Raw genomic sequence first — 12,153 nt, forward strand, 5'->3', positions numbered from 1 at the left:
AGGACACAATGCAGGGTTCTGTTACAGAATTTCTTAAACCGCGTCTCGTTGATATCGAGCAGGTTAACTCAACACGTGCCAAGGTTACATTGGAACCACTTGAGCGTGGTTTCGGCCACACTTTAGGTAACGCGTTGCGTCGCATCCTATTGTCGTCTATGCCCGGCTGCGCGGTTACCGAAGTCGAGATTGACGGTGTACTGCACGAATACAGCAGTAAGGAAGGCGTTCAAGAAGATATCCTTGAGATCTTGTTAAACCTGAAAGGGTTAGCAGTGACCATCGAGGGTAAAGACGAGGCTATGCTTACGTTGAGCAAGTCCGGCGCAGGCCCTGTCATCGCAGCAGATATCACGCATGATGGTGATGTCACTATCGTGAATCCTGATCATATTATCTGTCATCTGACAGGTAACAATGATATCAGCATGCGTATTCGCGTTGAGCGTGGTCGTGGTTATGTACCAGCATCTGCTCGTGCACAAACCGAAGACGATGATCGCCCAATCGGCCGCTTGCTGGTTGATGCTTCTTTCTCGCCAGTTGCACGTATTGCCTACAATGTAGAAGCAGCACGTGTAGAACAGCGTACTGACTTAGATAAACTCGTTATTGATATGACCACAAACGGTACTATCGATCCTGAGGAAGCTATCCGTCGTTCTGCAACTATTCTGGCTGAACAGCTAGATGCGTTTGTAGAGTTACGTGACGTGACTGAGCCAGAGCTGAAAGAAGAGAAACCGGAATTCGATCCGATTCTGCTGCGTCCTGTCGACGATTTAGAGCTAACTGTACGTTCGGCTAACTGCTTGAAAGCCGAAGCGATTCATTACATCGGAGATCTGGTACAGCGCACTGAAGTTGAGTTGCTGAAAACCCCGAACTTAGGTAAGAAATCTCTTACTGAAATTAAGGACGTTTTAGCTTCTCGCGGACTGTCGTTAGGTATGCGTTTGGAAAACTGGCCTCCAGCTAGTTTAGCAGACGACCTATAAGTCTCAGGTTTGTACAGATTTAGGTTATAAGGATTAGGTCATGCGCCATCGTAAGAGTGGTCGTCAACTAAACCGTAACAGCAGTCATCGCCAAGCCATGTTTCGCAACATGGCCGGTTCACTAGTTCGTCATGAGATCATCAAGACAACTGTGGCTAAAGCGAAAGAACTGCGTCGCGTAGTTGAGCCTCTGATAACACTTGCTAAGAGTGACAGCGTTGCAAACCGTCGTTTAGCGTTTGCACGTACTCGCGACGCTGAAGTCGTTGGTAAGTTATTTACTGAGTTGGGTCCACGTTACCAGGAACGTCCTGGTGGCTATACCCGTATCCTTAAGTGCGGTTTACGTGCTGGTGATAAAGCCCCTATGGCTTACATCGAGCTAGTTGGTCGCCCAGAAGCTGCTCAAGCTGTTGATGTTGAAGCTGCTGAGTAATTAAGGTTACACTTTTAAAAAGCCGGGCATTAGCCCGGCTTTTTTATGCCTTTTTTACTATTTTACCCAAAGTGTGGTTTTCCGATTTCTTTTGGAAGGACGATATTCCATTTAGCTAAGCCTTTCTGGCTAAACATGTATTTTCCAAGATCATCTGTTACTGGGAAAATATTTTCGGGTTTCTCGCCGCCGAGTATTTTTGTCGCCATATTCGCTGCAATCTTGCCATGATGATAGCCATCGAGAACATAGCCACCAATATTACCTTCAGCAGAGACACTAAATCCCCAAAACCCAAAATTCGGTACCGGAGTATGTTCAGATATCCATTTTAGGAGCTGATCTGCATCTACTGAGTGATTATCTGCATCTCTAACTGTGTGGTATAGCGCCACGACTATAGCGTTATAACCCTGTTCCTTCGCGGTTAATACATTCCGCTGCCAATCCGTTAGCTGTGACAATTGCACTAAATTAACTTCGATATCGCCTAACATGCTTGAGTGTTGTTTACTGATGTATTCAGCCGCTGAGTCAGAGGTGACTCCTTGGTCGAATAGAACTAAGATTTTTCTATGCACAGTTTGCGGTAGTAAACGTTGAATGAGCAGTAGTGAACGTCGTAGTAGTGGTCTCTCAATGACGCCTGTGAAGCGTTTGTGTTCATTGAGATGATATTCTCTAGGATTCATGTTCACCCCTAAATAGACTACTGGGATTAGGCTGTCATTTAGGCGCTGGTGTAAGAGATTAACCGCATTATCATCGGCGAGAATAACCAATTGAGGTGCTTGTTGTTGAATGTATTTCCATGCTAAGTCAGCTCGTTCAGTAAATTGCTCTTGGGGTAAGCGTTTGGTATCCATCTCGAAATAACTAACATCGTGGTGAGGGCTGAGCGTGTCATAAATCGCTTGATAGTATTCTTGGTCCCATTGATAGCTATGATGGTAGCTTTCGATAACAACAACTTTAGCAGCATTGGCTTCCTGAGAGAGGCCTACCAAGCAGATAATTAGGAAGCTTAGAATGTGTTGTAAACTAGAGTTTAGTTGTCTTATTTGAATCATATACAGTCTTAGGTATTGGCGCTGCCTAGAGTATAGTCCACCTTTAATTGTGCATATTGAGATAATAAAAAAGCCTCACTAGTTATTAAGCTAGGAGGCTTAGTTTGTACGCTATTGCTGATCCATCAATAACCTACTTAGTATCTGGTGCCTTTTGCTGGCTATAATCTAACTTTTCGTGCTTTTGGCCCATGGCTTCAGCAACTTCTGGTGGCATGTAGTTTTCATCATGCTTGGCCAGTACTTCAGTAGCTTCTAGTTTGCCATCAGCACCCAGTACACCCTGAGCAACAATGCCTTGTCCTTCACGGAAAAGATCGGGCAATAGGTCGTCATAAGTGACCAGTACTTCACCGCCGAGGGAGTCATGTACTGCAAATTCGACATGCAAGCTTTTGGGATCTCGCACCATAGAACCTACCGTCACCATACCGCCGACACGAATACGTTGGCCAATTTCAGGTTTTACGCCAGTGTCTGTCTTGCCGTGGACAATTTCAGACGGAGTATAGAATAAGTTCAAGTTGGAGTTCAGCGCATAGAGCAAAAGCGAAGTAATCGCAGCAACGCCACCGATTAATGCTACAGCTAATGTCAGTCTTTTTTTGCGTCTTGGGTTCACGATTTAGTACTCCTGGTTTCTTTTAGGCGTTCTTCTCTATCCATCTTCTTCGCGATATCAATTAACACCTTACGCTTTTGGCGTGCGCTGGTAATGATGAGCGTAGAGAGGCAGAAGAAGGTCACTCCGTAGGATAGCCATACATAGAATGCATAGCCGCCCATATTAAAAAAATCACTGATTGAATCGAATTGCATCATTTGACCTCCTCCGCTTTAGCTAGTTCACGAACCCAAGGGCGCATGCCATTTCTTGCTAAAATTTCTGCTCTAAAGCGAACAATAGTGATGGCGCCAATCATAAGACCGAAGCCCAGTATGTTAATTAACAGTGGATAGAGCATTTCTGTCGACATTGTCGATTTCTCGGTAATGCGTATTGTCGACGGTTGATGTAATGAGCTCCACCATTCAACTGAGTATTTGATGATAGGAATATTGATCACACCGACGATCGCTAAGATCCCTGCTGCACGAGCTGCGAGCACTTTATCCTCAAATGAGGCATAGAGCGAGATCACACCTAGATATAGGAATAGTAATACCAGCTCAGAAGTTAAGCGTGCATCCCATACCCACCAAGCACCCCACATAGGTTTACCCCATGCTGCTCCGGTAAAGAGTGCGATAAAGGTTATTACTGCACCAATGGGAGCAATAGATGCTGCAGCCCAGTCGGCAAGTTTTATTTGCCAAACTAGACCGATAAAGGCCGCTGTTGCCATACCCATATAAGCCGCCATTGACATAGACGCGGCAGGAACATGGATAAAGATAATACGGTAGCTATCACCCTGCTGGTAATCCGTCGGCGCGAAGACTAGTCCCCATGTAGTGCCAACAGCAATCAATAGACCGGCTAAGATCGCAAACCATGGAAATAACGTTCCTGATAATTTATATGCGCGTTCAGGATCCGCGTAAGGGTGTAACCATTTCCACATTTTAGTTAGTACTCACTCGCAGAGATGCACCAATTGCAAAAGGTGCTAAGGTTAACGATCCGACCAGCATAGCGCCTATTATAGCGAGCTGACCATCATAGGGTAAATTCATTCCTGCCGCGTCTATGGCACTCGTTGCAAAAATGAGTACTGGGATATATAGGGGCAAAATAAGTAAGCTGAGTAATACGCCGCCTTTCCTTAGACCGACGGTTAATGCCACACCAATAGCACCTAACAGCGACAATACTGGCGTGCCTAGCGCAAGCGTCGAAATTAACGCACCGTAGCTGTTGCCGTCTAGATTGAGTAATACCGCTAACAGTGGTGCGATAATAATCAGTGGCACACCAGTTAAAATCCAGTGGGCTAACACTTTAGCTAATACGAGAATGGCTAATGGCTGTGGACTTAATAGCATTTGTTCTAAGCTACCATCACTAAAGTCGGCTTTGAAAAGCCTTTCAAGTGACAACATTGATGCTAATAATGCGGCGACCCAAATAATCCCCGGTGCCACACGTGCTAACATTTGCGGCTCTGGTCCAATTCCCAGCGGAAACAAGGTAACGACCATAATAAAAAATAGCAGTGGGTTAAAAATGTCGCCGCGGTGGCGAATAGCAATTTTAAGATCTCGCTGCAGCAAGGTGAAAAATGCTTGGGTAAAACTGATGCCTCTTTTCATTGAGCCTGACCTTATATGAAGCGATAATCGAGACGAATTTTACGAAGCCTATCATCTGTGATAATGCCCATATCTTGGTGAGTTGTGAGGATCACACAGCCACCATTATCCGCATGCTGAATAAATAACTGCTCCAGTTCTTCGACGCCTTTTTTATCGATTGCAGTAAAAGGTTCGTCAAGGATCCAAATTTTACAGTTGCTATGCCACAATCTTGATAGCGCTGTTCTGCGATGCTGGCCTGCGGATAAATGCCCCGCGAGAGCTTCTTCAAAGCCCGTTAAATTGACTTTGGCTAAAATCTCTGACGTATCAAAGTCATCATAACCACTGATTCTTAAATTGAAATTAAGGTTTTCTTCGGCAGTCAGCTCGCATTTCACGCCAGCTAAATGGCCTAAATACAAGAGGTCTTCATTGTATTCATCGCGGCAACGGTTTATGTCTTCATTAATGTAAAAAGTTTGTCCGGCATAGGGGCGAGAAAGGCCCGCCAATATGCGTAATAAACTGGTCTTGCCTGCGCCGTTAGGGCCTTCAATCTGAACAATGTCACCGGCATTTATATCAAAACTTAACTCATCAAAAAGGATACGTTCTTCGCGGATACAGGTCAGCTTGCTGGCTGACACTAATGTGGTTTCTTTAGTTATATTTGTCACTGAACCCTCTATCTCAAGCCGGAAGGAAACACAAGTCATTCTAACACAAACGTTATTGGGGGTTTACTCTTGGTTTGCACTAGATGTCAGCAATATGATGTGGTTCCAATAACCGCAATATTTATCGAACTTTTTTACGACTTGCTAATATATTAACGAATTTGTCATCCTTGTCGCCTGATTCATTTTGTGTTGAGATTCTAATCACAAAAAGATGAGATTTCTTGAAGTTTGTAGTAATCTTAGTCGGCTATAATGAGTCTGCCTAAGTAAGGGCGGCGCCGAGCTTTGTACGTATTTGCATTAGGAACATTGAACATGAAAAAACTGTTAGCAATGACTGCTGTCGCTGCTTTGACTATGTCAGTTAACGCTTCAGCTCAAGATGCTGAGGCTATTTATAATAAGGCATGTACCGTATGCCACAGTATGGGTGTTGCTGGTGCTCCAAAAGTACACAACGCTGCAGAATGGGAACCACGCTTAGCTAAGGGTGTTGACGCTCTAGTGAAGAGTGTGAAAACCGGTCTGAATGCTATGCCACCAGGCGGTATGTGTACTGATTGTACTGATGATGATTACAAAGCTGCTATCAAATTTATGTCTACAGCTAAGTAATTCTTCAGATATAAAAAAACCGGCGAAAGCCGGTTTTTTTATATCTGCAATTAACTGCGATTTATTGCACTTGAGTATCAAGTACTAGGTTCGCTGTATCGCCTACGGCGACTTTACTGATCTTGCCTTGAATATCACCCGTTTGCGGTTTGATATTACCTTGTTTAGAGAGTACAGCAATCACTTCCACATTGGCTGCATCGCTTAACTTCACATCACCACCCATACCGCTGCTGTCATCTAATGTCACTGTAATCGGGAAAGACTTAGCACTGACTTTGGTTGCAGCTAATGGGACTTTAGGTCCTTCAGTTGCACGGGCAAAGATGAAAATGGTGTCTTCTGGACTGGCTTTAGCCGCAAGTTCTGCAGAGATAGATATAGTGACATTGACCGATTTAGCACTCGCTTTGACTTGCTTATGTGCATCATCATTTGGCATGCCAGCGGTTTCCGACTGCATGCGTAAGTTAGCGGTTTCGATTGCATTCATAAGAGCTGCACGATCAACGTCGGCACGACCGCTATCTAAAATCGTTTGCCAAGAGGTGATGGCTTTCTTGTAGTCAGCAGTAAAGAAAGCATCCATACCCACGAGCAGTAGCGTTGAAGGATCTTGGGCATCCATAGCTAAGGACTCATCGATAAGAGCTTGGATTTGCGGTGTCATTTGTTGACCCGCTTTGTAATACATCGCCGTTGCTTTTGGACCGAGCAATTCTGCATGCTTTCCGACTAATTCGATTACTTTATCGAAAGCCGCAATCGCTTTATCGTATTGGTTTGCTGATACATAAGCATGACCTAAGCTAAACCACAGTTGGCTGTTTTCTGGCTCGGCTTTAACTTGAGCTTCCATCATCTGCACGCGTTGCATCATGATTTGAGCCGTATCCATTCCTGCATGTGGATTCGCAGGTTGTTGAGCACTATCAATATTCTCGAAGGCACCTAAGTGTTGATAGAGATAGCCTGAGATAACAATCAAACAAACTGACATGATCGACGGCCACAGAATCGTCTTTGGCTTTATTTGGTTGACCAGTGAATCATCGCTCGCTTGTTTGATGTCTTGGAGTAGACTGATTTCCAGTTCTTTCTTCAATGCATCAAATTCGGCTTGATCGAGTAGCTCTTCACTTAATTCTTTTTCAAGAACGCCTAAGCGCTCATTGAACAATTCAAGGTTCGTTTGTTTACGAACTCCAGCTTCTTCCGTTTTCAGCAATTTTTGCTGTCTGAAGTGCGGGATCCAAATCAGCATCAGGCCGACTAACATAACAAGCGCAATAAAAATCCAAAATGTCGTCATTGTTTCTATATTCACTTTAGTTTGCAGAAAGCGGAGTAACCGCTAGGCTTGGAAGCAAGATTATACGTAAAGATTGTTCATTGAACAGTAATATAAGGTAATCCCAGTGCTGAAAGCTTATAGTTGGGCACTGGTTCACAAATTGATTCTTCTTGTAAATTTTGTATGAAACTTAAGTGTCATTTGTCGGTCACATGCAGAACTGAGCCTCTTCCGTGACTTTCATCGACCTCTAAAATTGAGAATGAGACAAGTAACCCAGTTTTGTACGAAAGAGGCAGACAGGAACAATAGCAAATACTAAAATGAGCAAAATTTCGTGCATTTGCGTGAATAGCATGTTGTGCGTTGAGATAGAGTCTTTCTAAATCAACATATTATTGAAGACTGAGGAAAACCCATGATCCCAGAACTTGGACACTTTGCGTTGATAATAGGGGTGGCTTTTGCCTTCTTATTAATCAGCGTCCCCCTAATAGGTGTTGCCAGAAAAGACCAATACCTTGTTAGGTACGCTTGGCCATTAACGTACGGAATGTTCTTTTTTATTACCTTATCTGTTGTCGTGCTGGCTTATAGTTTTGCCGTCGATGATTTCTCGGTCGCCTATGTGGCACATCATTCAAATTCTCAGTTACCTATCTTCTTTAAGATCTCGGCCGTATGGGGCGGTCATGAAGGGTCACTGTTATTTTGGGTGTTTGCTTTATCAACTTGGGCGGCTGCGGTTGCCTTGTTTAGCAAAGGTTTAGAAGAAGTGTTTACTGCCCGTGTGCTGGCAGTATTGGCTCTTATTGTGATTGGCTTTAGTTTGTTTATGCTACTCACATCTAGCCCATTTGAACGTTTATTCCCGATCCCAGCCGAAGGTCGTGACTTAAATCCAATGCTGCAGGACGTGGGATTAATCTTCCATCCTCCTATGTTGTACTTGGGTTATGTGGGCTTCTCTGTAAGCTTTGCATTTGCGATTGCTGCGCTGATGAGCGGCCGTCTCGATTCTGCATGGGCTCGTTGGACTCGTCCATGGACATTGGCTGCTTGGACCTTCCTTACGGGCGGTATCGCACTAGGATCTTGGTGGGCTTATTATGAATTAGGCTGGGGCGGTTGGTGGTTCTGGGATCCTGTTGAGAACGCCTCTTTTATGCCTTGGTTAGTGGGTACTGCGCTTGTTCACTCTTTGATTGTGACTGAGAAACGCGGCGCCTTCCGTAACTGGACTGTATTACTGTCTATTTTCGCTTTCTCTTTAAGTTTGCTTGGTACCTTTATTGTTCGCTCTGGTGTATTAACCTCAGTGCATTCATTCGCAGCCGATCCAAGCCGCGGTATGTTCATCCTGTTGTTACTTGGTTTAGCTGTTGGCGGTTCATTAACACTGTTTGCTTTACGTGCCAGTGAAATGAGTAGTCCTGCCCGTTTCGAGCTTAAGTCTAAAGAAACAATGCTCTTAGTATGTAACGTGCTACTGACGGTTGCCGCAGGTACGGTACTATTGGGTACATTATATCCATTGCTCATCGACGCGCTTGGCATGGGTAAAATCTCTGTTGGACCCCCATACTTTAATGCGGTGTTCGTGCCTATCGTATTAGTGCTATTTGGCTTTATGGGTATTGGTCCAATTATTCGTTGGAAAAAATCGAAAGCGGGCGAGCTTAAGCGTCAGCTATTGATCCCAGCAATGATTGCTGCTGTTATCGGTATTGTGACGCCTTTTATCGTCGATGGTGTATTCAATATTTGGGTTACCTTTGGTATTGCAGCCGCGGCTTGGATTATTCTGGCTACCGCAAGAGCGGCCTATAACATGGTCAAGTCGAAAGAAGGTGATATCAGCATCAGTCGCATGGGCCGTAGTCAGCTTGGTATGATCTTCGCGCATCTCGGTATTGCCGTTTCTGTGATTGGTGCCACTATGGTGTCAAATTACTCGATTGAGAAAAGTGTTCGTATGGGACCTGGTGTAAGCCAAGAGCTCGCCGGTTATACTTTTAAGTATCTCGAGACCAAAAACGTCGTGGGTCCTAACTACACTGCACAGCAGGGACAGATAGAGATCTACAAGGGCGATGAGCTACTGACATTACTAAAACCCGATCGTCGTCAATATAATGTGCGAACTATGGATATGACAGAAGCCGGTATTGACTGGGGTCTATTCCGTGACTTGTACGTGACTATGGGCGATCCTATTACCAGCACTGAATTTGCGGTTCGTTTAAACTATAAGCCGTTCGTGCGTTGGTTATGGTTTGGGGCAATTTTCATGATGATAGGTGGATTCTTCGCTGCATCGGATAAACGTTACCGTGCGAAAGTCACTGCAGCCGTCGCGCCTTTGGCCGAAAAGGCAAAATTGGCAACGGCTCAATAATTGGGGAATGTATGAAGAAGTTGGTTCTGTTTATCCCATTGGTCATATTTCTCGCCATGGGGGTGTTTCTATATAAAGGGTTATTTCTGAATCCGCAGCAATTGGATTCAGCACTGGAAGGGAAGCCTATTCCGGCTTTCCAACTGGAACGCCTAGAAACACCGGCTGAGATAATAACGAATGAGCAATTAAAAGGTAAGGTATCATTACTTAACGTATGGGCGACGTGGTGTCCATCTTGTAAATATGAGCATCCTTTCTTAGTGATGCTAAAACGTAAAAATCTTTTGCCAATTTACGGGATCAACTATCGTGATGAGCGTGTTCCTGCGTTAGAAGAGTTAAAACGTCAGGGCGATCCCTACAACGTTAATATTTATGATAAAGATGGGCGTTTAGGATTAGATCTTGGCGTTTATGGTGCTCCAGAGAGTTTTATTGTTGATCACAACGGTATTATCCGTTTCCGTTATGCAGGTCCAATTGACCAACGTGTATGGAGTGAAACCCTTTACCCTATGATCCAACAATTACAAGCTGAAGCAGCGAAGGATGGCGCAGCATGAGAACGCTGATAAAAATCATAGGTGGTCTAGTGCTGATGTTCAGCATGACGACCGCTGTCATGGCAACACCAGTTGATACTTACGAATTCAAGTCACCTGAAAATCAAAAGCGCGGTTTGTCTTTGGCCCATGAACTACGTTGTCCACAGTGTCAAAACCAAAATTTGATCGACTCCAATTCACCCGTTGCTCGAGATCTGCGTCTTGAGGTATTCAAGATGGTTGACGAAGGAAAAGGGGATGATGAGATCATCGAGTTTATGACCAGTCGTTATGGTGAGTTTGTTCTCTATAAACCTAAGATGGAAACCAAGACCTACATTCTCTGGTTAGGTCCTATTGGTTTATTACTTCTGGGTCTAGTGATTGGATTCATCTTCATTCGTAAGCAACGTATTGGCGGTAATGTGCCGAACGAAATTAGCGCAGAAGATCAGCGCGAGTTAGATACCTTGCTAAAGCGCAATACAAAATGAAGCATAAAGTCATAACGGCATTCATGTTGTCATCCATTCTTTCGGTATTTGTTGCTGGGGTCGCGCATGCGTACCCTGGTATGCAGCAAACGGCTAAACCGATGGAATCAACGGTTGATTTGATTAATGTACTGCCAAAGACTTTTCCTATTGAGCCTGTTGCCTTTAATGATGTCGATGGTAAAGCTATCGACTTCAGCCAATTTAAAGGCAAGATCATTATGGTTAACATGTGGGCGACTTGGTGTCCGCCATGTGTCAGAGAGTTGCCTGCAATCGAAAGGTTAGCAACTAAGTTCAAGACTGAAGATTTTGTCGTGCTGCCTATCTCTATTGATGCAGAAGGTAAGCAGCAGGTTCAGCCGTTCTTAAGTTCATTGGGTATGGCGAATTTCAACTCTTACTACGATCAACCACAAAGTCTTGGGAACGTTTTTCCGCTCGACACGATTCCTGCGACCTTTATTCTTGATCAACAGGGTCAATTAATTGCCTTTGTTCGATCCTATGTTGATTGGGATGACGTAAAAGCCGTCTCGCTAATCCAAGGTTTTATCGATAAAGGCAGCAAAAAGCCCAATTAATGGGCACTTTGCATGTAAAATAATCGCCGCTGTTTAAAAGATCGCCATGCGATCTTTTTTCATTTAAAAAGCCCTTGCACAAAAAGTTTCACTGCCTATAATGCGCATCCACTGACACGGCAGGCAGCGTTAAGCAGGCTGGTGTGACAGTTCATCGATGTGTTTACTGATTGATGAGTGTTGAGAAAGTTTGCAAAAACTCCTTGACGTGAAACGGAAAATGCGTAGAATACGCAGCCCTAGCCAACTGGAAGCGTTCGACGCTCAGTGTGGTACTCACCTTCTCTTACGAGGTTGAGTTGCTCTTTAACAAGATAAAACAAGAAATCTGTGTGGACACTCACAGGTGTTGAGTTAATCGAAATTACTTTACTTTCGAGTAAGTAATCAAAAATTTAAATCAATGTTTTCAAGTCATTCTCCTCAACGAGAAGCGTGATTGAGTGTTCATAGTAATATGTACATACAGTAATGTATGAATTGAAACGCAATGCTTCTTAGTGAGCAAAGCGAATCAAAACAGTAGAATTCATTGAGCCGTTTGACGAAAGTCAAACAACAAAACTTTAATTGAAGAGTTTGATCATGGCTCAGATTGAACGCTGGCGGCAGGCCTAACACATGCAAGTCGAGCGGCAGCACAAGGGAGTTTACTTCTGAGGTGGCGAGCGGCGGACGGGTGAGTAATGCCTAGGGATCTGCCCAGTCGAGGGGGATAACAGTTGGAAACGACTGCTAATACCGCATACGCCCTACGGGGGAAAGGAGGGGACCTTCGGGCCTTCCGCGATTGGATGA

14 protein-coding genes and 1 rRNA gene are annotated in these 12,153 nt (G+C 44.4%); 8 read left to right on the plus strand and 7 right to left on the minus strand.

Annotation, left to right across the window (positions count from 1 at the left end; genetic code table 11):
* Positions 1 to 8 precede the first annotated feature (8 nt).
* Positions 9 to 998, plus strand: coding sequence for a DNA-directed RNA polymerase subunit alpha (locus L5L91_RS22270; protein ID WP_006083574.1), 990 nt, complete (start codon positions 9 to 11; stop codon positions 996 to 998).
* A 40-nt stretch (positions 999 to 1,038) separates the two neighbouring features.
* Positions 1,039 to 1,434 (plus strand): 50S ribosomal protein L17, encoded by a 396-nt coding sequence (rplQ, locus tag L5L91_RS22275; RefSeq protein ID WP_006083573.1) that lies wholly within the window; start codon positions 1,039 to 1,041, stop codon positions 1,432 to 1,434.
* 62 nt (positions 1,435 to 1,496) lie between these two features.
* Here rplQ and L5L91_RS22280 read toward each other — a convergent pair whose 3' ends face one another.
* From L5L91_RS22280 to ccmA, 6 genes are all read right to left on the minus strand, one after another.
* Positions 1,497 to 2,504 (minus strand): ABC transporter substrate-binding protein, encoded by a 1,008-nt coding sequence (locus L5L91_RS22280; protein WP_263237811.1) that lies wholly within the window; start codon positions 2,502 to 2,504, stop codon positions 1,497 to 1,499.
* A gap of 133 nt (positions 2,505 to 2,637) precedes the next feature.
* Positions 2,638 to 3,126, minus strand: coding sequence for a cytochrome c maturation protein CcmE (gene ccmE / locus L5L91_RS22285; RefSeq protein ID WP_105251038.1), 489 nt, complete (start codon positions 3,124 to 3,126; stop codon positions 2,638 to 2,640).
* Complete coding sequence (gene ccmD, locus L5L91_RS22290) at positions 3,123 to 3,323, minus strand: heme exporter protein CcmD (protein ID WP_105253042.1); 201 nt, start codon at positions 3,321 to 3,323, stop codon at positions 3,123 to 3,125. The genes ccmE and ccmD overlap by 4 nt, the downstream gene beginning before the upstream one ends.
* Positions 3,323 to 4,069 carry a heme ABC transporter permease gene (locus tag L5L91_RS22295; protein ID WP_105251039.1) on the minus strand — a complete coding sequence of 249 codons (747 nt, stop codon included), beginning with the start codon at positions 4,067 to 4,069 and terminating at the stop codon, positions 3,323 to 3,325. The genes ccmD and L5L91_RS22295 overlap by 1 nt, the downstream gene beginning before the upstream one ends.
* Before the next feature lies 1 nt (position 4,070).
* Positions 4,071 to 4,757, minus strand: a complete 687-nt coding sequence (ccmB, locus tag L5L91_RS22300; protein WP_006079706.1) for a heme exporter protein CcmB — start codon at positions 4,755 to 4,757, stop codon at positions 4,071 to 4,073.
* Positions 4,758 to 4,768: 11 nt separating this feature from the next.
* Positions 4,769 to 5,419 (minus strand): cytochrome c biogenesis heme-transporting ATPase CcmA, encoded by a 651-nt coding sequence (ccmA, locus tag L5L91_RS22305; protein ID WP_131525727.1) that lies wholly within the window; start codon positions 5,417 to 5,419, stop codon positions 4,769 to 4,771.
* A gap of 318 nt (positions 5,420 to 5,737) precedes the next feature.
* Between ccmA and L5L91_RS22310 the strand changes: the two genes are divergently transcribed.
* On the plus strand, positions 5,738 to 6,037 hold the full coding sequence (locus L5L91_RS22310) for a c-type cytochrome (protein WP_105251041.1): 300 nt from the start codon (positions 5,738 to 5,740) through the stop codon (positions 6,035 to 6,037).
* A 61-nt stretch (positions 6,038 to 6,098) separates the two neighbouring features.
* Here L5L91_RS22310 and ccmI read toward each other — a convergent pair whose 3' ends face one another.
* On the minus strand, positions 6,099 to 7,349 hold the full coding sequence (ccmI, locus tag L5L91_RS22315; protein WP_263149158.1) for a c-type cytochrome biogenesis protein CcmI: 1,251 nt from the start codon (positions 7,347 to 7,349) through the stop codon (positions 6,099 to 6,101).
* Positions 7,350 to 7,749: 400 nt separating this feature from the next.
* On the opposite strand from ccmI, the gene L5L91_RS22320 reads away from it, so the two are divergent.
* The 5 genes from L5L91_RS22320 to L5L91_RS22340 form a co-directional block, all read left to right on the plus strand.
* Positions 7,750 to 9,729 (plus strand): heme lyase CcmF/NrfE family subunit, encoded by a 1,980-nt coding sequence (locus tag L5L91_RS22320; protein ID WP_263149156.1) that lies wholly within the window; start codon positions 7,750 to 7,752, stop codon positions 9,727 to 9,729.
* Positions 9,730 to 9,740: 11 nt separating this feature from the next.
* Positions 9,741 to 10,295 carry a DsbE family thiol:disulfide interchange protein gene (locus L5L91_RS22325; RefSeq protein WP_105251044.1) on the plus strand — a complete coding sequence of 185 codons (555 nt, stop codon included), beginning with the start codon at positions 9,741 to 9,743 and terminating at the stop codon, positions 10,293 to 10,295.
* Positions 10,292 to 10,771 carry a heme lyase NrfEFG subunit NrfF gene (nrfF, locus tag L5L91_RS22330; protein ID WP_105251045.1) on the plus strand — a complete coding sequence of 160 codons (480 nt, stop codon included), beginning with the start codon at positions 10,292 to 10,294 and terminating at the stop codon, positions 10,769 to 10,771. Before L5L91_RS22325 ends, nrfF begins: the two co-directional genes overlap by 4 nt.
* Positions 10,768 to 11,355 carry a TlpA family protein disulfide reductase gene (locus L5L91_RS22335; protein WP_113941593.1) on the plus strand — a complete coding sequence of 196 codons (588 nt, stop codon included), beginning with the start codon at positions 10,768 to 10,770 and terminating at the stop codon, positions 11,353 to 11,355. Before nrfF ends, L5L91_RS22335 begins: the two co-directional genes overlap by 4 nt.
* Before the next feature lie 567 nt (positions 11,356 to 11,922).
* Positions 11,923 to 12,153: ribosomal RNA gene (locus L5L91_RS22340) — 16S ribosomal RNA — on the plus strand; the annotation flags it as partial.

The organism is Shewanella sp. SM55 (assembly GCF_025654025.1).
Classification (GTDB): Bacteria; Pseudomonadota; Gammaproteobacteria; order Enterobacterales; family Shewanellaceae; genus Shewanella; species Shewanella oncorhynchi.